The sequence below is a fragment of the uncultured Shimia sp. genome, assembly GCF_947498095.1.
Lineage (GTDB): Bacteria > Pseudomonadota > Alphaproteobacteria > Rhodobacterales > Rhodobacteraceae > Shimia.
The window spans coordinates 53,842-75,293 of sequence record NZ_CANMJE010000008.1 but is presented as its reverse complement, the minus strand read 5'-3'; the positions used below and the strand labels follow the sequence as shown (position 1 = coordinate 75,293).

Below are 21,452 nucleotides of genomic sequence, written 5' to 3'. Positions count from 1 at the left end.
GAGCTCGCCTTTGATCCCGAAGTTGATCTTCGCCTCTATCTTACCAATGCTTCAAACAGTTTAACCTCCCGCAAAGGCAGGTCTATGGTCAAGAATCCAATCCCGTTGGCGCAGGACAAGGCACCTCTGACAACGTCACTCAATCGGTCATTGACCCTTCCACTTCTCACACTCTACGGGCTGGGGGTTACTGTTGGCGCCGGGATTTACGTCCTGATTGGCGTCACTGCGGCACAAGCTGGCCCATATGCTTGGGTCGCATTTCTGCTCGCGGCGAGTGTCGTCGGATTCACAGCCTTCTCCTATGCTGAACTCGCGACACGTTATCCGGTCAGTGCCGGCGAGTCCGCCTACGTGGATGCGGGCTTTGGCCGCGCGGATCTCGCAACTGCAGTCGGTATTCTCGTTGCAATTTCAGGGTTGGTTTCGGCATCAGCCATCACGGTTGGGGCTTCCGGATACTTGGGCAGCCTGACAGGCGTGCAACCTTCCGCCCTCATCTTAGGAATCGTGACCACGATGGGTTTACTGGCATGGTGGGGGATCACCCAATCTGTTGTCGTCGCCGGTATTGTCACAGTCATCGAAATTCTTGGCCTGATTGTTGTGATTGGCTGGAGCATGGCCATGACGGAGAGACTGGGCGTCTCTCCGAAAGACTTGATACCACCATTATGGGGCAGTCACTGGACTGGCATCATCAGTGCGACGGTGCTCGCCTTTTTTGCGTTCATCGGTTTCGAAGACATGGTGAATGTTGCAGAAGAGGTTGAAGAACCGCGTCGAACAATTCCAAAAGCGATCATCTACACGCTTGTAATTGCGACCATCCTCTACTTGGCCACTTGCATCGCAGTGACCATGGCAGTCCCGATGGAGGCGTTGGCGGGGTCATCCGCGCCATTGGCCCTCGTCTTTGCTGATGCCCCAGAAGCAATGCAGATCAGCTTCACAGCCATTGCTGTCGTGGCAACCGTGAATGGAGTGTTGATCCAGATGATCATGGTGTCTCGCGTCATATATGGCATGGCTGATCGTGGTCGATTGCCCACCTGTTTTGCGCGACTATCGGCCCACACTCATACACCATCTGTCGCCACCGCATTTGTCGCTGTCTGTATCCTCGGGCTCAGTCTGTTTCTACCAATTGCACGCCTTGCTGAGTGGACATCGCAAATCGTTCTATGCGTGTTCGTATGTGTCAATTTGGCTTTAGTTGCCATCAAGCGCCGGGCCGAACCTGCGGATGATCATTTTTCGATCCCACTGCTGGTACCGGTATGCGGGACAATCATCAGCTGTATCTTGTTGGTCGTGTCGCTATTCTGACAAAGGATGAGACCGCTTCATCAAAGTAGCGGATCACAATCAACTTACTAAATGCCGCCGTTCGCTGCATGACAGAAATTCAGGAAAATGGGCTCTTTCCAGACGTTCGCTGTACATACTACTTAGGTCGGCTATGGGCCGGAAGCGCCAGTTGAGCCAAAACCTGCGAATGACTTCAAAGTCCCGCTCAACGGACCTTGGTACAAACTGCGGCTAACGGCAGCATTGAGCCCAACCTCTATTATTCTACAGCGCGGCTAATGTCGGCTTACGGTGTGCGGAAAGCAGTCACGATCTGCTTCATGTGGCGCATGTCGGTGCCACAACATCCCCCCAAAACCTGAATATGAGGGAACCTTTGTCTGATATCTGACAACTGCACACCCAACTCGGTTGGATTGCCGTCGTCCAATTCTTCGGCTTCGTCAAGTTCAGCATGGCTACAGCGTGAGGCATTGGCAATGATACCTCTTACGCGCTGCATCCACGGTGCGTCTTCGAGGACTCCGGAGAAATGCTCAGGATGCGCGCAGTTGATCATGAAGTAGGCTGCATAGTTGTCAGTCGCAGGATCGACCTCCGATATTGCCTCCTCTAGTGACTTTCCGGTTGGCAACCGCCCGTCGGTTTCCACTGTGAAAGAGATGACCACCGGAAGCCCAAACCGGCGGACCGCCCTAACCATTCCAATCGCTTCGGATGGATACGCCAAAGTGTATCCGCTGATCACATCCACATCTGTCTCTGCCAATGCAGATATTTGCTCCGAGTGATAGCGTTCTGCCTCATCCGAGTGCATTTGCGCTTCCGGGGCGTAAGCATCTTCGCGCGGTCCAATATTTGCACTGATGACCGTCGGAGCGTGATCGCTTTCCGACCGTACGGCTGCCATCATGGCGATAGCATCTTGATTAAGCTTCCTGAGTTCACTGGAAGCGTACCCAAGCGCAGCCCCGCGATCTCGGTTTGCCCCTACCCTCACAGGCAATAGGAGTCGCAGTTCAAGTATCGCTTACAGCCTCACGGTCAATTCGCCTTCAGTTTGATACAACTATTATAGGTAGACCAGAGATCATGGTTTCAAAAGGGTGGTTTGATTTACTCCCAAAACGGTTGGAGCTGTTCAAGCCTTGACCAATCAATTGCACAACCTCCGGCGACCCTGCAAATTTTGAATGGCTACCCGATTTCGAGTCATCAATATTGCTGAGGTCAATCACAGTCACTCCAAGCTCGGCAAGTTCGGCTGAGTCGGACGCGCCCACCCGGCTTACCCCACCTGAAATTCTGCGAGAAAATCCAAGGGCGCTATCATCCTCTGATGTCAGGACAAACAGGTCGGTGCGATCTTCGTCTATCAAGCTCAATTGAGACCGGAACACATCAATATCTATGTCTGGAGATGCCATCATGACGGATTTGAGGCGACCAGTGGTGTTGAAATTGCCGACCTGTTCGGCAAGGACGATTGCTTCCATCAACAGCATTGAGCCCATGGAGTGTGCAAATATGTCCGCGCCATTTGCCTTGGTTTTGACAATGAGGTCTGCGGCCTTCAAGAACTGTGGACGCGCAGCAAGAGCGCTATTCAGATCGTACACATACTTGACCGGCTGTGCCGCCGACGCCCAAGAGAACAAGACCGGCACCCCCTTAAAATCGGTGTCTTCTACAAACTGGGCCAGCCGAAGGATCGAGTCGCTGATAGTGTTATTGTAGCCATGCACAAAGAACAGAATGTCGCGATCACCTGGAGGTAATTTGGCGAGCGCACCATTCAGGGATCTGATAAATGCATCTTCGGTCTGATAAACTGTTGGTTCGATGACAGCAAATTCAGTTCTTGGGTCGGGTGGCATCCTCTTGGAGCGCTCTAACTCTCCTGAAACATGATTGGGTGGTATTGATACGACAACTGATGCCAATCCCAGTTCCGGAGCTCTCTGGCCAGAGTAGAATGCACCAACAACCTCTGTGGCTTGCCTTGTGGTGGTGATAAATATCTTTTGCCGCGTTGCCTCCGTGACAGAAACAGCGGGGATTTTGGAGTTGTCTACACCAACCAGATCTGGAGCGCGGGAACAGGACGAAAGCACACCAACAATCGAAAGAACCGTGAAAAAACCTCGAACCCAATCCACTATATTACTGAAGTGTTTGATACTCATTATCTTGCCAATCTCTCTTAGCCACGAGCCCAAAAGCCTTGCTCTCCTTTTGACATACCGAGACAACTCCGCTTTCAGAAACGGTGGTAATTCTCAGTGTTTGCAACAAGCTCACACCGTTTCCTCAGCTTCTGGCCGCGAGACTTTCGCCCCCAACCCACGCCCGTGTACCTGAAGGAAACCAAAAAGTTGACGTGGTGGGACGGTCAACTTCTGCACCTGATCTTCGTGCACAATCACCGAAACGCCGGTCACCACAGAGGGCTGATTTGGGAAAAAGACAATAACTTTGTCGTCGAAGCTCTCAATCTCAAAGCCAATACGTTCCCAGCTTTCTGCTTTCACAAGGACTGAAGTGATGTTTCCAACAACATTTTCCGTTTCTTGCGGACTGCCCAGTAAACTGCGCACAAGCAAATACCCAGGCATGTTTTGAGACAGAGCACGATCAAACACGATCACTTTGTCATTGATAAAGGCAATGTATGAAATCAGCCCGGCCAGGAAACAAAACATCAAGACCAATAGCAGCGCCAATATGTTTGAAATAGCAACACCTGCCACTTGGTCTGCGGGAATATACGCGTCCATCGCAACGGCAACTTTCATACTAAGGCCGAATAGTTGTCCCAGAATAATGACGGCCACACTCACCGGTACAATGAACAACAGCCCCCTAATCATCGTGTTCTTAATCATGGTTTCTCCTAACCGGAATGCAGGGATTGGTCGAGCCGGGAGATCCTCTAAGATGCCTCGGCGCAAGTTTCGGGTGCTGCACCACCCAAACTCCAAATTCATTGTTTCGAGCCGGGCGCGCGTATCCGGGGCCCACAAGATTACCCGACGAGGAAAGAAAGGAAGAAAGGCCTGTCATTTTTTTGCCTGACCAGCCGCCAGGTGCCCATCCCATTCCTGATCCGGTAGTTTTGGCACTTCGGGATCTGCCGTGTAGAACGGCGTCATGATCTGAGTACCGTTTTCACTGAACACGGCGTAGATATTGCGATGCAGATCCGAAAGAATCTTTGGCAACTCACAGCCTCTGGAAGAATAGGCATTGATCTCATAGTTTACTGCAAAATCCGCTAGTTTTGACCAAAGAACAAATGGAGCCGGTGATTTCTTCAAACCGGTTGTGCGGCGGGCCGCCTCAATGAGCATAGCTTCAACTTTTGCGGGCGGCTCTTCATAGCCAATGCCTACGGTTGTGTGTACGAGCAGGCCCTTTCCATCAATAGCCCGCGTCAAATTCACAACTTCAGAGTTCAACAACTGTGAATTGGGAATACTGACCATTTCATTCTTGGTTGACTTAATCAAGGTTTCCATAAGCTTGATCTCAATGACATCTCCGGTCTTGTCACCCACTAGAACGCGATCACCGATATTTGTTGAGCGACGATAGATCACGAACAGCCCAGCCATCATGTTACTGACCACCGTATTCGACCCAAGCGAAAGCATGACGCCAGCCAAAATCGTCAGGCCCCTGAAGGCCTGAGAATCCGAACCCGGAATATAAGGATAGGCGAACACCAACGCGATAACGATGGTAAAGATACGAACCAGCATATGAGTTGGAGCGATCCAGTGGCTTTCGAAATTCTTGAACACGAAAACACCTTGCTCAATGTTGGCAAAGAACATTGCCAGCCCTTGCAAAGTCACGCGTGTGATGATGGCAATTATGACCAACGCGATCATATTGGGCAAATAGCTAATGGCACCCCAAGCAAAGTCGGACATTGGCTTGCTGACATAGTTCAGCAAGAGTGTCGCAATTGGACGGGTCTCGGCAAACGCCAGCAATACAAACGACAGGTAGTAATAAAACAAGCCAAGATAACCAATCCACAGTACGATGTTGGCCACATAGCCAACCAGACTGGCGATCGCTTTACCTCTGATAAAAGCTTGTGTTTTTTCCTCTACCGTCAAAAATCGCTTCCGAACCACCCTGTTCAATAGCGCCATTGCAACTTTTCTTTTGTGGAAAAACAGATAGGAAATACCTAAGAAAAGCACTGTCCATACAAACGCAGCAACGGCGCTACCAACTCTTGCGGCGCCCGAGCGGTTTTCCCGATAGGCCAGAATGGCCATTTCAATGGCTTCTGCCTGCAGGCCAGCAAGTACTTCGATGCCAATTTGTTCAAAATCAGCATCGGCGTCCGTGGTGATCGTCATCATGCGACCGTCGACTTGAATCTCCGTCCCAAATTCATTTTTTAGAAGACGCACCGTGAGTGTTTTTTTGTCTGATGAAGAAGCAAATTCGATGATGCGATCCTCAACCTTCTCGGCCCTCTCGTTGGCCGGTAGGGCAGTCGAGCCTCGGACAAAGAACAATTCGTCCCCTTCCACAATGACTGGCGACACAAAAACCTCGTCTTCTAATTGCGGTTGCTCGCTACTTGGGTCGTCAGAAGGCAAAACGTCTTGCGCATGCGCCATTGAGATGCATGCCATCAGAAAGAACATCGCAATCCAATTGGCTAAACTTCTTATTCGGCTGCAAGTCCTTGAAGAAAACTTTCTGAGCATGACCACTTTCTCTTCTCCGTTAAGCACTATTAATTCGCCCTCACAGGAAACTTGGCACTAATTTTGGCTGTCTTGACATGCCTTTACCGCATCCAGTGCGACCTTGCTGCCCGTCAGGTCTATGGTTTCCGTTGTGCCATTTTCTCCTTTGAGTGTGACGTCAAACCGAAGTCCGAACTCTGAGACAAAGTTCGGGTTGTTAAAGAATGCATACCCACCAGGAATGTCATCTTTCTTCACGCCGACAACCTCTCCCTGAAAGCGCGAGTCGCCGAAGTCAAAAAGCAATTGACCGGTTTGGCCTTCTTCAATTGATGTCCAGCTTGGATTGTAGGCTGCAAAAAAGGCGCCCTCCTTGTCGGGTACCACTCCGATTTGCACCCGCGTGCCGCTGCTCAATTTGCGCTCCATCAGGCATCCGTTGCCATTCGAAGGATCCACTTTGATTTCCCAGTCTCCCAACACGCCAAATGGGCTCAATTCTGCCGCGCTCGTTGCTCCAGCAAACATCAGCGCAATGAAAGGTAAACTTATCTTCATTCCTTGCTCCTTTGCCCATTTCTTCGGGCTGGGGCCTGTGGCTCCCTACTCGAGTTGAAAGATATCAGGTTGGCACGGCACTCGATTTGCAGGCATTTCATCCGCTCCGTCTGATCGCCTGCTGCGCGAGCCGCCGATATCAAGTTTGAACTTCGGTTCCGAAAGTTTGCCCGTGACATCGAAAGGCCAGGCGCTTCGGGCCAGGGGATCCCCGACGCGGCGCGGTTCAGCGCGAATGTCGATGCTGTCGCCGATCCAATCGACAGCGCCGCGAACGACAAGCTGAACGCTTTTTGTTTCGGCCACGACCGAGTCAAAGCTGACCCGGCCGGAATTCACCTCAACCGGGGCTCTGACACATACGATCTCGGTTTTTCCTTCTGCCAATTCTTCCGAGAACAACCACGGGAAAACGCCCAAACCCGCAAGTTCCAGCAAGCTTGTAGCAACATCGCCTTTTCCCATATTCAAAGACGCATAGCCGACCATTGAGTTCACGAACGCCTTGCCGGACTTTGTGCTGCCAGAGACGTCAAAGGATGCGTCCAATGTGCCGTGCGCGTCGATCCCCAAACCGACGGCATCCAGAATTGCCCCAAAGTCCCAACCGCTGGTTGATCCGACCACATTCAGACGCTCAGGGTCCTCCAGGGCATTCATCATTGCCATGACCTTGAAGAAACCCGGACCATAATAGAGTTCAATCGGCCCGGCCTCGATCAGCCCTTCTTTGGCCTTAAAAACGCTGTTCATTGACGAGCTACCCGCGTCCCCAACAAACTCTTTCAACTCCAACTCAATTTCGAGATCCGTCTCCGTAAGAATTCTCTTGAGGTCGAGCACACCGCTTTCTTCTTCAAGCACCAGAGGCTGGATCGGAGGCTCTTGCTCTTCTTTTTCCTGCTTTGGAGCGTTCTTGGGGGCAGCCTCAGTGGCCTCTCCAAGTTGCACCAAGACTTTCGCCCCATCGCGCAAATCCTCCAGCCGAATACGTTCGCTTAGGATTTTTCCGCGTAGGATGTTGATCTCTTCACTCAAATCAACTGACAGCGTTGTCTTAAGATCGCTTTCGCCCGCATTAAACACCAGACCAACATCGGCAGCACGTGCCTGGCCTTCCAGAGATACGCCAAACTCAACTGCGCCCACATCAACCGGCGCCAGCCGCAACGCCTCAAGAAAACCCGGAGTTTCAGGCACAGCAATGGACATAGAAGCCTTAAGGCCATCAAGACGGGCGACATTCGCAACCTTTAAGTCGGCATTCAGCGACCACAGCTCTGTGTCATTAGTAGAGGCAGAAAATTTGGTCAGGCTCAGGCTCCCGGCCTCGTCGGAGACTTCAAAGTCTGCCTGCACACCACCAAACTTCGCGGCCTCTTCCTCGCTTAATGACTTCAACAACAACGAAGCAGGCCCCGAAAGCGTTCCGGCCATCTCAACAGACCTGAATTTCAAAACGTCGCCAACATCACCCGAGGCGACGATATAAGGCGCGCGCCTGGGGCCTGCCTGAATTCGCACATCCGCCAGTCCCAAAGTTTGTTTTTGGGTTCGGTAAATCCGACCAATTGAAATTGGGCCGACCTTGTTCAAACCCTGATCAAAGGCGTTGGTATGTATGACGAGTTTTTTAAACTCCAGTGTACCTTCTTTATCTATGACATGAGCGACAATCCGAGAAAGCTTCAACTCTTTGAGGGACTGGGCTTTCTTTGGGGGGCGACCTTCGGGATGCAAACGGGCTTCGAGCTTTACGTCAAATCCCGCCCTTGTCAGGAGGTTTTCGACATTTCCATTCACCGAAATTTGTTGACCTTGATGCAAATCCAAAACCGTATTCAGGTCTTTGATTGCCAACAAGCCGGATTGACTGGTTACCGTTGCGCTAAGTGCCCCTGTTCCTTCCAAGCTCCGCTCAAGTCCTAAGACCTCGAACACATCTCCGATTTCGCCCGTATCAACTTTGAGTTTGGCAGTGTACCCACCGCCCTCCTCGGCAGAGATGACACTGCCATTATACGAAACGGCAATGTCGCCAAAGTCGAGCAGGTTTGTGAAGGCTTGTCCCTTTGGATACTTACCATCCAATGAAAACGCTTCTCCATTCACCTGCCCGCTACCTGAAAGAGAAACAAGTCGTCCATTCTTGAGCTGCTCGAGCAAAATCTTGTCTAATTTGAAATCAAATTCAAATCCTGAAATCTCGTCCCGAGACAAAAGTCCGATATTGGAAAAGGTGACCGTCTTGTCGCTGAGAAAGCTGAAGATGGAGGGCGATGCCGAGGCTTGCCCGGCTTCAGAGGATGCCGCGACGCCATCCTTTGTCTCGTCTGACGTATCTTCGCCGGATTGATGAAGCGGATCCCTCTTGATCCAGCTTGTCGTTCCGTCCGCCTGGGTGATGACATTGGCCTGAAGCCCATCCATCGTTAGATTGTCGAGCGCAATCCTGCCATCAAGCAATGCGGGCAGATCAAGTTCCCATTCCAGAAGGTTTAGTTCCGCGAGATTGAGACCATCTATAGATGTGCTGGGGATGCTGACATCACTCACATGAACAAATGTTGTTCGGCCAAGAACAACTTTTACATCTCCTTCAACCTTCAGAGTTTGACCGATCTGCGATGATAGTAAGTCAGCAACAAATGTCTTTCTGAGATCGGAAAAAAACGGAGCGGCCAGAACAAGCCAGCCCAGCACGAGGAGAAGAGCCAGCAAAATCGCCAACCATTTCATGGCACCCAGAACCCATCGTGTCATATCAGCCTCTTCCAAAACTGCCGCCCAAAGCGACATTCAGATTCACAAAATCAATGGCCTGGTTTCGAACGTCCAACGCATAGGCGTTTTCAGCAGTCAGAAAGGAGCGCTCTGCGTCTAAAACCTGGAGGAACGACGCAGACCCGTCCGCAAATCGTCTTCGAGCAACTTCCAGCACCTTTTCCGAGGCGTTCACCGCCTTTTTAGCCGCCTTAACTGCCTTTTGGTGTTGATCCAGAGCATACATGCTATTGCGAACTTCTTCGACAGCCAGGACAACTTCCTTTTCCCACTCGGCCTGTCGTTCCTTTACCAACCCCTTGGCCGTCTCGATTTTGGCTTTTCGGACGTGCCGGTCAAAGATTGGCACGTCAAAGCCAAGGCGCAAGAAACCCGCGCCGGGCAGTACCTCAGAACCGCTGACGTTGATGTTCACGTTGCCGGTCAGAACCAACTGCGGATAGAGATCGGCTTCCGCGACCCCCAACAACCCAACCGCTTCTGCCAAACGTTGTTCGGCACGGACGATATCCGGACGGTTGCGCAGCAAATCGGCGGGAACACCCGTCGAGACGATATGCGATTTCGCAACCGGCTGCGGTGCGCGGGCATCGAATTTTTCGCGGCCCGGAATTTCCGTTGCCCCGACCAGAGCGATGATACGATTGAGCATTCTGACGAACAAAACCCGCGTTTCGGGGATGCTGGCCCGCGTAGACAGCACCAGAGACTTTGCTTGCGCTATTTCGAGGTCGGTAGCTTGCCCTTCGTCTGCCAGAGCCCTTGTGGCTTCCAATGTGGCTTTGCGGCTTTCCAAGACGCGCATTTGAACGCGCAGCAATTCCTGCGCATAACGCAAATCGATGTAGGCTGAGACAATTTCGTCTACGAACAACAGTCGCCAGATATCCAGATCCGCATAGGCCACCTCGAGACGAGCAAAAGCCGCTTCCCTCTCTCTTCGCAACCGCCCAAAGAGATCGATTTTCCAAGTCGCTTCTGCGCGCACAAACCCGGTTTGCGTGGTCGGACTGCCACCGCCCGAGTTTATTCTGGACTCGGCAATCCGGGCGTTTCCCGCAATGGGATTGCCTGCAGCATCAAGAATGCCCTGAGACTGCTCGATCCTTGCGGCGATCCGTCGAACATCCAGGTTCTGCTTCAAACCCAAATCAACAATCTGGTTGATGACAGGATCGTTGAACGCCAGCCACCATTTCGCATCATTGGTCCGAACCGGGCCACTGGATTTGCCTGAGAAGCTTTTGGACAACTTCATTGTCGGAGTGGAAAAATCCTCACCCGCGGTACACCCAACAACTGTCAATGAAGATATTCCCAGAAGCATGCTTCTCCTGCTGACCAACATGTATTGCCTTGCCATATTCGTTTTTCTGTTAGGTTTCGGCGGAGATAAGATGGACATCCCGTTGTGGAAACGGAATAGAAATCCCTTCCCTGTCAAAGGCTTCCTTGGCTGCTCCGGTCAGCCCCCAGTAAACATCCCAGTAATCTTCAGTCGCAACCCATGGGCGGCAGAACAGATTGACCGAACTGTCACCCAACTCTCCAACAAAAATTTCCGCAACAGGATCCCTGAGACAGCGCCGGTCATTCTCAACCAGCCCCTTTAAAACCTCCATCGCATGAGGTGCACTATCCGAATAGGCAATTCCGAATACCAGATCGACACGCCGTGTCTTGGCTGCGCTCACGTTGGTAATCACATCCCCCCAAATTTTTGAATTCGGCACGACAATATACTGATTATCAAATGTGCGGATCTGGGTCGAAACAACAGACATATTGTCAACCATGCCGCTGGCGCCTGCGATCTCGATATAGTCTCCGGTATCAAAAGGCTTTAGGACCATGATCATCAGGCCACTCGCCAGGTTTCCAAGAGTGTCCTGCAAGGCAAAGCCAAGAATAAAACTCAAACCACCGAATACTGCGAACAAAGGCGTTACGTTCACCCCCGCCAAACCGAGCGCAATCATGAGACCAACAACGATTGTAACCCAATAGACAACCGTCAGTACGAAGGACTTTAAAAGCCGGGACATAGCTGGCAGGCGATCCAACCCCTTTGAGGCGGCCCGCTTTACAAAACGGGCGGCAAACAACAACACAACAAATGAAAGAACAAACACAAAAAGCTGTAACAGTAGACCCAGCCCTCCATCTTTGGACACCAGCCAATTGGCAGCAAACGAAAATAGGGTACGCAAATCCGTTGCCTGCAAGGTGGCCGTGCTGACCGCATCCAGATAGCTTTGGTGTGGTGCAACGTCCTCTGGAGAAGCCCCTTTTAACGACCAGCCATTCAGTACGACCTGGTAGTTTGCGCCAAGGATTGATTGCTTTTCCAACAAGCGAGTGATTTTTTCCCGCACGCGTTGGGCCTCGGCTTCACCAAGACCACCAAGACTGGCGTTGAGCTCTATGTTCGACTCGATGGATTGGGAAAGATGACCCTGCCAAACCCCTGCAAGGTCAGACAATTCATCGACCGTGAATGGCACTATATAGGCTTCAAGCACCTCGGGGGTTACGCCTGCCCCTGAGGCCTTGGCTCGCAGCTCTTGCGACGCAGTCAGACCAATTGATGCCAGACTGCACAAGATTCCGGCAAGTAGAACAACAACAAACTCACTTCTTATTCGTTCATACAAATGTTTCATGTGTTCGACCGGCCTTTGCTTCCAGATTTCAGGTGGACCGAGGCGCAAACCGTTGTGGCGCCTCGGTCGTCTTTATGGGGTAACCACCAGGTACTAGCGGCGATGCTTCTTCTTGACCCGATGCTTAACCCTATCCCGATGCCGGTTTTTATCGATGATTCCAGTCACCGCTCCCGCGGCGGCGCCAATCTTGGCTCCCTGGGCAGCATCACCTCCGGCAATTTCTCCAATCACAGCTCCTGCAATGGCACCTTTTATAGCTTTACGGCCGATAGACCCCGCCTCCGCGGAAGTTGTGAAAGCAAGGCTACCAGCCAAAAGGCTCAAAGCAAGACACTTCGAGAGTCCCTTGTTTGTTGTCAGGTAAGTCATTCTACTTTGCTCCCATTTTGCCAGGTTTCGGTGCGCTGAGTGCCGTCCATGTCGGTCACAAGTATCACGCCATCTGGTACGCCATCGATAAACCGCCCCTGATAAGCCACACCTTCGCTATCGACTGCGGTGCCAACACCATTGGGCGAACCAGCGTCGAACTGACCGACAAACTGGCTTCCTGCTGTGTCTTCAAAGACTCCCAGACCTGACGGTGAACCTTCCTTGAACTCGCCAATGTAGCTGGTTTCATTGGGTGAAATCATCATACCAAACCCGTTCTTGGCATTGTTTTCGACATCGCCAAAATAGAGTTCGCCTTCCTCTGTCTCAAAATAGGCAAGAGCAGATCCAACAGTCTGACCGTCTTTGATCTCGCCTTGCAGAACCCATCCCTCTGGAGTTGTCAGCTCTCCAACAGCATGGTCACCATCTTCGAGGAACTCTCCAATAAACACATAGCCTTCAGTGGTTGTGATGGTGACTTCTCCAGCAGCCTCCCCAGCAACGAAATACCCTTCGTAGCGATCGTATCCTGTCATGTCATCATTGCGAGCCCATGCCACACCGGGACCGTCCGCCTTGCCGTTTTGCAAGTCGCCATCAAACCTCCCTTCCAGGCCGTTGGCATCCCAAAACACGGCCGTACCGCGACCGTTAGCCTTGCCATCCTTGCAGGCTCCGTTCCAGCTGGCTCCTTCTCCGTCAGATGGTTGACCACTGTTCCAGATGAGACAACCGGTGACGGGATCTGGAATCCATGCCCCATCTGCAGATGCCTTGTCAGCGGCATCAATCAAAACAAAGGACACACGCCGGTTCAGTGCTCTGCCTTCGGTGGATGTATTGGACGCAACCGGATCAATGGCGCCGACCCCAACCGCAGCGAGCCGCGCAGGATCAACATTGTTTGGCGCAGCCACCAAGGCGTCGACCACCGCTTGGGCCCTTGTCTGGGAGAGTTCGAGATTGCTGCTAAAATCGCCGGTACTGTCCGTATGTCCGACCACGGCCAAACGAGCGTCAGGCATACCTTCAAGAACCCGCGCAAGCTTGAACAGCACTTCGTTGGCGCCATCAGAGAGTGTTGCACTATCCGAAGCAAAGAAGGTGCCACTCATGGAAACCCGGCCATTTGCATGCAGAACAGCGCCCAATTGAGCATCCGTCAGTTCACCAATGGCGCGCCACCTGTTGTCGGTGCCGTACTTTGACATGGTTTGGGCCGACACTGCACCGCACATCAATGCAATGGCCGCCGCTCCTGATAAAAGTAGTCTGTGCAATTTACTTCCTCCCTTACTTTGTCTTTTTGTTTTCAAGTCATTTTGATTTTAGTGTTTCCAGAAATTGTGAAATGGCGGCCTCTGCCTGCTCTGGCGTTCGGTAAAGATCAGCCAACCAATCAGAAATGGATTTGGCTGTACCTCCGTCCAATCCGATATCCTTTAAGGCCGCGGCCGCACGAGAAGGGTTGTAGCCGTCCATGTTCAGTGACCCACCTGCTTCAAACTCGCGCTTAATGTCATCGCGAAGCTTGGACATATCCAACGCGGTTTGCGTGGCAGACTCCTGCAGCTCTTCCACAATCTCGAGCGTTGATTTCTTTGCAGAATTCAGCTGCTCTTCAAGTTCGGAGCTTACTTGCTCTGCCTTTTCCTCAACCGCTACCTTGGCAAGATCAGCCGCCTCGGTGAGGCTTTCCCTGGCCTCATTCAGTTTGTCTTGCACAGTCGGCTCTTCCTCGGGCATCAGGGCAAATGCCCCGATGGCAAGAATGCCAACCGCAAGTAACGCAATAATTGTTTTGTTCATCTTATCTCCCCCCTAACCCGTTAAAATCATGTCATTTTTGGAACGGGTTTTTCACAACCGGGCTAAAGGTGAATGTGAATTTCCAATCCGACGCAAAAGCGTCAGGTCGCACAACATTGTATTCGAAACCTGCGTTCAACTTGACCAACTGCCGACCAATTGCGGTTGTCTTGGCCACCGTTAATCCGATGGGAACTGTCCATTCCTGTCCTGACACGGCATTCCAGTCATAAGAAATCGTTGGACCCATGCCGACTTGCCAGCCATCGCTTAGACTCGCAAACAAGAAGTATTGTAATGATGTAACCGATACATCCGGGCCACTTCCGTCAACTTTTTCATTGTGAAAGGGGAACAGGCCCCAAATACCCCAATCGGTTGGCCTCACCGCCAGAAACGATGGCCCCAAAAGCCAATTGTCGGAAGAAATGGAAGACCCGACCGGTACCGACCCGACAAGACCCGCGCCAAAAGTCCACCCATTGTTGCTCCAAGAATACAGTAGATCATAGGGCAAATCTCCGAACTGGCTCGCTGTGTCAAATGTGTTGCTGCCCAAATTGAAAGAGGGCTGGCCCACCACATAAGGAAATGCAGGCCTGAAAATGAGATTATTGCCGTTATCCAAAACGAACGGAAGAACTGGCTGGAAGGTCGTGGTAAAACTGTCCTGTTCACTTGCACCAGGCAGTGAACCATCAAAACTTCGATACTCGAACTTGAAGTTCAAAGTCGCGTTTGCCGCGCCTGGGTTGGACAGTTCTCTGGCCAGCTCGTCAATGCTTGGCCCAACCTGAGCAGCAGCCATACCAGCCCAACCAGACAGAAACAGTGCAAGGGGAAAAAAGTTAGTCATGAATCCATCCTGCATGTTGCGAAAATGGGCCGAGGTCCCGCTGGAGCTAGTCACCTCGGCCAGCCTCAAGACAAACGAGGTAGTTTTTGCCCTGAAGTGTTTGATATCTGGCGAGAGCAACTACTTAAGCAAATCTCCGACGATGCCTACGGCATCCACAACCGTGGACAGATCATCGGTTACTTCTAGGATTTCATCATCAACCCGAATGTAGCGGTTGCCCTTGCCGGGCTCGCCAAGCTTCCATTTTGACAGATCGCCGATGTCATTGTAGTTCAAATTCGAGGGCAGTTTTGCACCTTTTGTATATCTCTTGATCTGGCCAGGAGGGATAGCCTTGGCTCCTTTTGACTTTTTGCCCGGCTTGTCTTCGATCTGAAGGCTCACGCCATCTGTTTTTTTACCACCTTTGTTAGGTTTGTTGCCTTTGTTGTCTTTGGCAAAGGCATCATCGGCGGTACCAACCGCAATAGACAGAAGTGTCAGCGCAATTGTTATTCGAACTAGCTTTATCATTGGCTCTCCAATCAACTTCTTTTACGCAGCCAAAAATCGCATCAAAAAACCACTCGCGCCCGCAATCCAAACAACGTTATGTTGCTTTGGCCCGGATTCAAAAGAGGATTATCGATGAACTGGATGGACGGGGTGATCTGGAGGTTGGGTGAGATCGAAAAACGATAGAATGCTTCGAGCGTGCGTTGACTTCCTGGAATACCATTGGCCTCAGCCCAGTTCAGGCCGACCCCTGCAAGGTCCGTGTTGTGGCCATAGTAGCCAACCCCAACTGAAACTGAGTTTTCATAGAGGGCTGCTGTGCCTTTTGACTTTCCCGCCCGGACAAACGGCATCCATTGGTTGTCGATGAACCACGCAGCCGAAAAGGCCGCTCCGTAGTCCTCTGCGCGGCTTCCGTCACCGGCTGCATCTGCATGCCAAAGTGTCAGGTGCACATTGTCCAAGTAAAGCCTGTCAAATCCGCTGGTGTAGCCGAATTCAAGACTTTTGAACAAATCCCCATCCCTGAACACATCGAAATCCGGTGAACCAGGATTTGCATTGGCATCTGCGACGCTCCCGACGACGTAAAAGCTTTTCCCCAGCTTAGCACCAACCGCGATGCCGAGGCCAGGATTGGGAGCACTGATTGTCGGATTGGTGTTGAAAGCTAAGTTCTGAAAACCTGTGTAAGGGCTGACCAAACCATAGACATCCACAAAATCTGTAACGTCGATCTGCCCGAATTGCAGCGACCAGGAGCCGTTCTCCGCACGCTGAGTCCAGAACAGATTTGTCAGCATGGTTCCGCCATCGTTAAACGCCGTCCCGGTAATTGACAGCGCACCGCCATCCAGTCCCAAAAACTGCGGCGCGACATCTGTGTAGGCGTGGCGGTGCTCTACCTTGAACGTCAGTGATCCGTGGTCAGTGGCCTGCCAATTGCCATAGAACCGAAAGATGCCGCTCGCGGCTTCACCGGTACCAAGGTCCGCGTTGGAGGATTGGCCAAGCATCAGATAATCGAGGTTGAAACGAAAACCCTGCTCGGCTAGCCCATCTTTCCAAGCATGCCACCCCGGCGCGATGTTCCGCGGAAAGTCCGAACGAAATTGTGGATCCGTCAGGCCGTCTCCTTGCTTTAGGTCGGCCGCGGCAGAGGAAGGGCCCGAAAGTCCTTGCTGTGCGGCAAGTGGCGCTACGCCGGAAAACAGGCCCAAAATGGAAAGGATAGAAGCAGCCCACAGGAGGAAGAGTTTGGTCATTTTAGATTAGTCCTGTTCACATGCGCTGTTTGAAAAACACAATTTGTCACCATTGCCGGGAATGGCGCCTGTTTTATCCCGTATTCCCGCAAGCATCAGATTTGCAACGCTAACGCCGTTACTGCCATCCACCGTAACTAGGGTAACGTGGTCTTCTGACATACCCAACTCAGGGAAAAAGGCTCCGCCTGTCGTGGCGAGCTGCAGGTGGTCATGCCCGTTCCTTTTTTTGTAGGAATAGGCATGTACATGGCCATTGAAAGCTGTGAACGGGCGGTCTTGCAGTGCAGCCTCGATGCGAAAATATGGGCTGCTTTTGGCGTCCCATACCGGTTTGTGGACAAACACAAAAGTATGGCGAACATCGGCATTGTCTGCGAGCACTTGTACGAAGTAGTCCGCCTGAGCCTCGCCCACTGCACCAGTGGTCTTCTCAGCACTTTGCCCATAGGGCGACGCAAGGGCCGCTTCAGCACCTTCCGTTTTATGAAGTTCGATGGCATCCAGTCTCAGCTGGACAAGCTCTTTGCGGCGATCATCAGTCATGTCTTCACTGTCGAGAACCAAAAACAAGACGTTCTTGTAACGGAAGTGATAAAAGTGCGGTCCATAACGTTCAGCCCAGACTTCGCGTTCGAAATCGCTTGAAAGATCATGATTGCCCCCTGCATACATCACCGGGAACGTCGCATTCTGAACGCGTGCATCATAGCTTTCCCATTCCATGACCAAATCAAGACGGCTACCTCCACCTTCGATTAGATCGCCAATGCTAATTAGAAACTCGGGGCGCAACAGTTCTAGCTGCGCAATGGCAGTCGCAAAGACATCGGCACGTTCACCACCCGTCAGATCTGAGTGAATAGCGAAAGTAAATTTGTCCGGCGCCGCATCAAAACTTGTGTGCGTCCAAGGCTTTGCAGCGCTTTGAACCGAATGCTCAAAGTTATCGGCGTTTGCAGTAGAACAAAAACTGGATACGAAAAACAAAGTGACGAATAGGCGGTGCATTTTTCTTTTCGACCTCAGCTGAGTTTGAGGCAGGGCTGCCCGAGGTAAACAAAGCTGCCCTGCCAATCTTCCAATTAGGAAGGTTTAGAGATTTCCGAAGTATGCGTTGCGTTCCGGTCCGGCAGGCAGGAATGCAGGCGCCTTGTCATCCGGTAGCCAGTTTTTGTAAACTATTCCGTCCTTCATGACGAAATCCACGTTGTCACGTTTGAGTGTATGGATGTCTTCCAACGGGTTGCCATCGATCAGGATGATGTCTGCATAGCCACCTTCGGCAATTGTACCCAAAGTACCCTCTTTGTAAGGATTCATCCCACCTGACCAAGTCAATACTTCGGCAGCGTTGCTTGTTGCTGTCAAAAGAGACAGATGAGGGTTCTGGGTAATCTCATCATTGAACCAGATGATATTGTCTGCCTGGCGTACCACGTCGGGCCCAAACATATCACCCCCGGTGACCATCAGTAGTTCGTGCTTAACGGCCCACTCCATCATTTGTCTTGCGCCAGAGTTCACCTGTGTTGCCTTTGCTTTCTGGTCTGCACTGAAGAACGTAATGCTTTCCGGGTCACCAAAAGCTTCAAGAGACATGACCGCCTGAACAGAAAGTGCTACACCTTCTTCCTTCATGCGAATAATTGTTTCTTCTGAAACGAGAAAGTTGTGGTCGATCACACGAACTCCCGCATCAATCGCCCGGTTCACCGACCGATCATGATAGGCGTGTACCAAAACATATGTACCGTAGTCTTTTGCAACCTCAACGATGGCCTCGAGTTCTTCGGGCGAGTACTGTGTCGTATGTAAGGGGTCAAATTCACTGGCAACGCCGCCGCCAGCCATAACCTTGATCTGAGTTGCCCCATTGCGAAGGTTGTGCCGTGCTGCACGTTGAACTTCAGCGATGCCGTCTGCAATGAAGCCAAACATATGTGCTTCCAAGTCATCCATATCGCCAGGAACATCATTGAACGACCCTGTATCAGCATGACCGCCAGTTTGGCTTAGAAAGGCCCCACTAGGGAAGATGCGAGGACCAGGGACAATGCCATTATTCACTGCCTTGGCGATTCCAAGAATGTTGCAACCAGCATCGCGAACTGTCGTGAACCCTTGGTCAAGATAGTCTTGCATGGCGATGGCCGTATAGGCCCCGTTGGCCATTTGGTCATAGTTGTCCCTAAATTCGAGCATGCCGTTGCGAATACACAAATGCGAGTGCATGTCGATCAAACCCGGCATCAAAGTTCGCCCCTCACCATCGACCGAATATGCATCCGGTGCTTCAATCATCTCTGCTGAAACTGTCTTGATGAGGTTACCTTCGACAAGAACCGAACCACTTTGGATCAATTCAGCCTTCGTTCCGTCAAATATGTTTACGTTTGTGAATAGAACCTGACGCGGAGTGTCCTCTTGGGCAGCGACACCGCCAGCTACGGCAATAAATCCGCACATCAATGAAGCGGATAACAGTCTATATTTTCTCATGCTTTTTTTCCCGATTAGTTCATCGTTCTTCTATGAGAACTCAACGCCATTCTTGCAGAAACTATTTTTCAGCGCCTGTCATTAATGGACAAGAGGTCACGAAAATCGGCCTGAAATGACTGGTTTGTGTTGACAGCTCCCATTTGTCCAAACTGAATGTAGCCTCAAGGAAGGTGGAAGCCAGAATTCATGCCAAATTCTTTACCCCTGGTGCAACTTCAGTTGCTCGGCCCTCTTTTGCATGGACTTAAGGCAAGAGGGATTGATCCAGAACCCATATTAGAGTCGGTCGGTTTAACAATGTCTGCTTGTGAACACGCAGGCGCGTCAGTCCATGTCATGGTCATGCACCAATTTGTGGAGAACTGCGCAGAAGCCGCTCAAGATGTAACATTTTGCGCAAGTATCGGGGCACGGCTGGATCCGACGGGATGGCCGATGATACAGCTCGCGTTGAAGCAGGCAAAAACTCTTGGAGAGTTTTTGAATATTTATGTTGTTGAGGCCACCAAAGTTGCCTCCTCTGTCACGCCATACGTCGAAGTAAGGGGGAATACAGTAGCTTTTGGCGAAACTCGCCGATTTGAACCACTGGTCAAGCCAGCACAAAATGATGGTTTCATGATTGGCCTAAAGTTGGCAATTTTGGAAAAAGTCCTGGGACACAACATGCAGCCAGAAAAAGTCGTTCTGGTGCTGTGTGATCCTACAGTGTTGCCGAGTCGCTATGACGGTTTCCAAACTCTGACCGGGAACAAAATGGGGCCAAAAATCCTATTTCCCTCTGACTGGCTTGCGATGGGTCTTTCGAAGGAAGGCGGTGTTTCCGAAATCCGCGAAACATCCTCGGTGCAAAAGTCGGATGACTTCTTGGCTGGCTTTAGACACTTGTTGGAGCAAGTGGTTGGAAACAGAGCGCTGAACGTTCATGAAGCAGCAGCGCTGGTGCAGATGAGCTCAAAAAAACTAAATCGGCAGCTGGCGTCTTACGGAACGAACGCGTCTAGCGAAATTTCCCACATCAAAATGAGATATGCGAAGGACACGTTATCCAAAACGGATCGCTCAATCGAGGAGATAGCTTCGGCCCTTGGTTATCGCGACCCGTCGAACTTCAGCCGAGCGTTTTCCAATATTTATGGGCTCAGCCCCTCGCAGTTTCGAAAAGAGGGCATGCGCCTTAGTGACTAGGTTTCAACAAAATCGGGCAAAAAACGTACTTCTAAACTGCTTTTGGTCGGGAGGTATTCTCAAGAGTTGGAGCAATGCCACAAATGAGTTCAGTTTTTTGCTTACCTAGATACGGTTAACTGACATTCATCAATTCATTACTGAGTGACCGGTTAGGGCCGAAAGCGATGAATCCACATGAAGGATATCGCAATCGCGCACGATACTGTGGGTTTCACCGTTGATGGGAAACCCGTACCCATCGATGCTGACTTTCAAGAATATGGCGGTCACCCGTGCAACGCTAGTACCTATGGGATCGTTTTTCGCGCGGCACGGGAGCAAGGGATCCCTCTCATGAACCTCGTCAACAACGCCTCCTACATCTCTGCAAAGTACTTCTCCAAAGTCCGACTGAAAGCGATGTAGGAACGCGGTCGGATGCAGGAAGTCATGATTGCGGATATTGGAATTTTCAACCCCGATTCGATCACGGAAGCATCTTCTATGAAGAAAGGCATGAATGGCTCCTTCACCAAGGGTTTTCTGTACGTGTTGGTCAGCGGGAAGATCATCATCGACGATGGCGGCGCGAACATTGACCTCAGGCCCGGTCAACCAATCCGGTATCCTGTGACCGAGGAGGGTGAATCCGGTCTCGACATAGGAGACAAGGTATATTCACGGCGCGCCGATATTGAGACGCTCGAAGATGAGCATTCTGAATTTCCTGATCGTCCGGCCGTTTTGGAGGAAAGCATTTCCGGAGCACCCAAACGCTGATTTTCTTTCGTCGAAAAAACTAATTGAAGTAATGTGCTGTGAATGTCTGCATCTGGCCGTAGCAGGCCGTGTCGGGTCAAATGAGTATGAATTGCTGTTCATGTGAGGATATCATGGTTGCCTTCGCCTAACGTAGCCATGCATAGTATCTATATCTAAA

At 51.3% G+C, this 21,452-nt stretch carries 20 protein-coding genes; 4 read left to right on the top strand and 16 right to left on the bottom strand.

Annotation, left to right across the window (positions count from 1 at the left end; translation table 11 throughout):
- Positions 1-84 precede the first annotated feature (84 nt).
- Complete coding sequence (locus Q0932_RS14150) at positions 85-1,329, top strand: APC family permease (RefSeq protein ID WP_299354325.1); 1,245 nt, start codon at positions 85-87, stop codon at positions 1,327-1,329.
- Positions 1,330-1,597: 268 nt separating this feature from the next.
- Here the strand turns inward: Q0932_RS14150 and Q0932_RS14145 are convergent, their stop codons facing one another.
- From Q0932_RS14145 to Q0932_RS14070, 16 genes are all read right to left on the bottom strand, one after another.
- Positions 1,598-2,311 carry a homocysteine S-methyltransferase family protein gene (locus Q0932_RS14145; RefSeq protein WP_299354712.1) on the bottom strand — a complete coding sequence of 238 codons (714 nt, stop codon included), beginning with the start codon at positions 2,309-2,311 and terminating at the stop codon, positions 1,598-1,600.
- 55 nt (positions 2,312-2,366) lie between these two features.
- Positions 2,367-3,497, bottom strand: coding sequence for an alpha/beta hydrolase (locus Q0932_RS14140; RefSeq protein WP_299354322.1), 1,131 nt, complete (start codon positions 3,495-3,497; stop codon positions 2,367-2,369).
- A gap of 111 nt (positions 3,498-3,608) precedes the next feature.
- Positions 3,609-4,196: a hypothetical protein gene (locus Q0932_RS14135; RefSeq protein ID WP_299354319.1), complete on the bottom strand. Its 588-nt coding sequence runs from the start codon at positions 4,194-4,196 to the stop codon at positions 3,609-3,611.
- Between the two features lie 174 nt (positions 4,197-4,370).
- Positions 4,371-6,044, bottom strand: a complete 1,674-nt coding sequence (locus tag Q0932_RS14130; RefSeq protein WP_299354317.1) for a mechanosensitive ion channel domain-containing protein — start codon at positions 6,042-6,044, stop codon at positions 4,371-4,373.
- A gap of 57 nt (positions 6,045-6,101) precedes the next feature.
- Complete coding sequence (locus Q0932_RS14125) at positions 6,102-6,584, bottom strand: hypothetical protein (RefSeq protein WP_299354312.1); 483 nt, start codon at positions 6,582-6,584, stop codon at positions 6,102-6,104.
- A 45-nt stretch (positions 6,585-6,629) separates the two neighbouring features.
- Positions 6,630-9,347 (bottom strand): AsmA-like C-terminal region-containing protein, encoded by a 2,718-nt coding sequence (locus Q0932_RS14120; RefSeq protein ID WP_299354309.1) that lies wholly within the window; start codon positions 9,345-9,347, stop codon positions 6,630-6,632.
- 1 nt (position 9,348) lies between these two features.
- Entirely contained in the window at positions 9,349-10,695 is a 1,347-nt protein-coding gene (locus tag Q0932_RS14115; protein ID WP_299354307.1) for an efflux transporter outer membrane subunit, read from the bottom strand.
- Positions 10,696-10,744: 49 nt separating this feature from the next.
- The gene (locus tag Q0932_RS14110; protein ID WP_299354304.1) at positions 10,745-11,890 is read right to left on the bottom strand and encodes a mechanosensitive ion channel family protein; all 1,146 of its coding nucleotides are present in this window, start codon (positions 11,888-11,890) and stop codon (positions 10,745-10,747) included.
- A gap of 234 nt (positions 11,891-12,124) precedes the next feature.
- The gene (locus tag Q0932_RS14105; RefSeq protein WP_299354301.1) at positions 12,125-12,403 is read right to left on the bottom strand and encodes a glycine zipper domain-containing protein; all 279 of its coding nucleotides are present in this window, start codon (positions 12,401-12,403) and stop codon (positions 12,125-12,127) included.
- The gene (locus Q0932_RS14100; RefSeq protein ID WP_299354298.1) at positions 12,400-13,689 is read right to left on the bottom strand and encodes an OmpA family protein; all 1,290 of its coding nucleotides are present in this window, start codon (positions 13,687-13,689) and stop codon (positions 12,400-12,402) included. Before Q0932_RS14100 ends, Q0932_RS14105 begins: the two co-directional genes overlap by 4 nt.
- Positions 13,690-13,726: 37 nt before the next feature.
- On the bottom strand, positions 13,727-14,218 hold the full coding sequence (locus Q0932_RS14095; RefSeq protein ID WP_299354295.1) for a hypothetical protein: 492 nt from the start codon (positions 14,216-14,218) through the stop codon (positions 13,727-13,729).
- 31 nt (positions 14,219-14,249) lie between these two features.
- Positions 14,250-15,194, bottom strand: a complete 945-nt coding sequence (locus Q0932_RS14090; protein ID WP_299354292.1) for a hypothetical protein — start codon at positions 15,192-15,194, stop codon at positions 14,250-14,252.
- Positions 15,195-15,590, bottom strand: coding sequence for a hypothetical protein (locus Q0932_RS14085; RefSeq protein WP_299354289.1), 396 nt, complete (start codon positions 15,588-15,590; stop codon positions 15,195-15,197).
- Between the two features lie 41 nt (positions 15,591-15,631).
- Positions 15,632-16,837, bottom strand: coding sequence for a carbohydrate porin (locus tag Q0932_RS14080; protein ID WP_299354286.1), 1,206 nt, complete (start codon positions 16,835-16,837; stop codon positions 15,632-15,634).
- Between the two features lie 6 nt (positions 16,838-16,843).
- Complete coding sequence (locus tag Q0932_RS14075) at positions 16,844-17,914, bottom strand: metallophosphoesterase family protein (protein WP_299354283.1); 1,071 nt, start codon at positions 17,912-17,914, stop codon at positions 16,844-16,846.
- Positions 17,915-17,932: 18 nt separating this feature from the next.
- On the bottom strand, positions 17,933-19,339 hold the full coding sequence (locus Q0932_RS14070; protein ID WP_299354280.1) for an amidohydrolase family protein: 1,407 nt from the start codon (positions 19,337-19,339) through the stop codon (positions 17,933-17,935).
- A 189-nt stretch (positions 19,340-19,528) separates the two neighbouring features.
- On the opposite strand from Q0932_RS14070, the gene Q0932_RS14065 reads away from it, so the two are divergent.
- The 3 genes from Q0932_RS14065 to Q0932_RS14055 all read left to right on the top strand — a co-directional run bounded on the left by Q0932_RS14065 (position 19,529) and on the right by Q0932_RS14055 (position 21,292).
- Positions 19,529-20,530: an AraC family transcriptional regulator gene (locus Q0932_RS14065; protein WP_299354278.1), complete on the top strand. Its 1,002-nt coding sequence runs from the start codon at positions 19,529-19,531 to the stop codon at positions 20,528-20,530.
- Positions 20,531-20,707: 177 nt separating this feature from the next.
- A complete protein-coding gene (locus Q0932_RS14060; RefSeq protein ID WP_299354275.1) occupies positions 20,708-20,938 on the top strand; it encodes a hypothetical protein in 231 nt (76 codons plus the stop codon).
- A 12-nt stretch (positions 20,939-20,950) separates the two neighbouring features.
- Positions 20,951-21,292, top strand: a complete 342-nt coding sequence (locus Q0932_RS14055) for a hypothetical protein (protein ID WP_299354272.1) — start codon at positions 20,951-20,953, stop codon at positions 21,290-21,292.
- Positions 21,293-21,452: the final 160 nt, after the last annotated feature.

Excerpts from the sequence above, each read along its gene's own strand:
- Q0932_RS14130 (WP_299354317.1), bottom strand. The coding sequence starts at position 6,044 with ATGCTCAGAAAGTTTTCTTCAAGGACTTGCAGCCGAATAAGAAGTTTA.
- Q0932_RS14135 (WP_299354319.1), bottom strand. The coding sequence starts at position 4,196 with ATGATTAAGAACACGATGATTAGGGGGCTGTTGTTCATTGTACCGGTG.
- Q0932_RS14095 (WP_299354295.1), bottom strand. The coding sequence starts at position 14,218 with ATGAACAAAACAATTATTGCGTTACTTGCGGTTGGCATTCTTGCCATC.
- Q0932_RS14065 (WP_299354278.1), top strand. The coding sequence starts at position 19,529 with ATGCCAAATTCTTTACCCCTGGTGCAACTTCAGTTGCTCGGCCCTCTT.
- Q0932_RS14105 (WP_299354301.1), bottom strand. The coding sequence starts at position 12,403 with ATGACTTACCTGACAACAAACAAGGGACTCTCGAAGTGTCTTGCTTTG.
- Q0932_RS14070 (WP_299354280.1), bottom strand. The coding sequence starts at position 19,339 with ATGAGAAAATATAGACTGTTATCCGCTTCATTGATGTGCGGATTTATT.
- Q0932_RS14085 (WP_299354289.1), bottom strand. The coding sequence starts at position 15,590 with ATGATAAAGCTAGTTCGAATAACAATTGCGCTGACACTTCTGTCTATT.
- Q0932_RS14125 (WP_299354312.1), bottom strand. The coding sequence starts at position 6,584 with ATGAAGATAAGTTTACCTTTCATTGCGCTGATGTTTGCTGGAGCAACG.
- Q0932_RS14060 (WP_299354275.1), top strand. The coding sequence starts at position 20,708 with ATGAAGGATATCGCAATCGCGCACGATACTGTGGGTTTCACCGTTGAT.
- Q0932_RS14120 (WP_299354309.1), bottom strand. The coding sequence starts at position 9,347 with ATGACACGATGGGTTCTGGGTGCCATGAAATGGTTGGCGATTTTGCTG.
- Q0932_RS14055 (WP_299354272.1), top strand. The coding sequence starts at position 20,951 with ATGCAGGAAGTCATGATTGCGGATATTGGAATTTTCAACCCCGATTCG.
- Q0932_RS14150 (WP_299354325.1), top strand. The coding sequence starts at position 85 with ATGGTCAAGAATCCAATCCCGTTGGCGCAGGACAAGGCACCTCTGACA.
- Q0932_RS14080 (WP_299354286.1), bottom strand. The coding sequence starts at position 16,837 with ATGACCAAACTCTTCCTCCTGTGGGCTGCTTCTATCCTTTCCATTTTG.
- Q0932_RS14115 (WP_299354307.1), bottom strand. The coding sequence starts at position 10,695 with ATGCTTCTGGGAATATCTTCATTGACAGTTGTTGGGTGTACCGCGGGT.
- Q0932_RS14140 (WP_299354322.1), bottom strand. The coding sequence starts at position 3,497 with ATGAGTATCAAACACTTCAGTAATATAGTGGATTGGGTTCGAGGTTTT.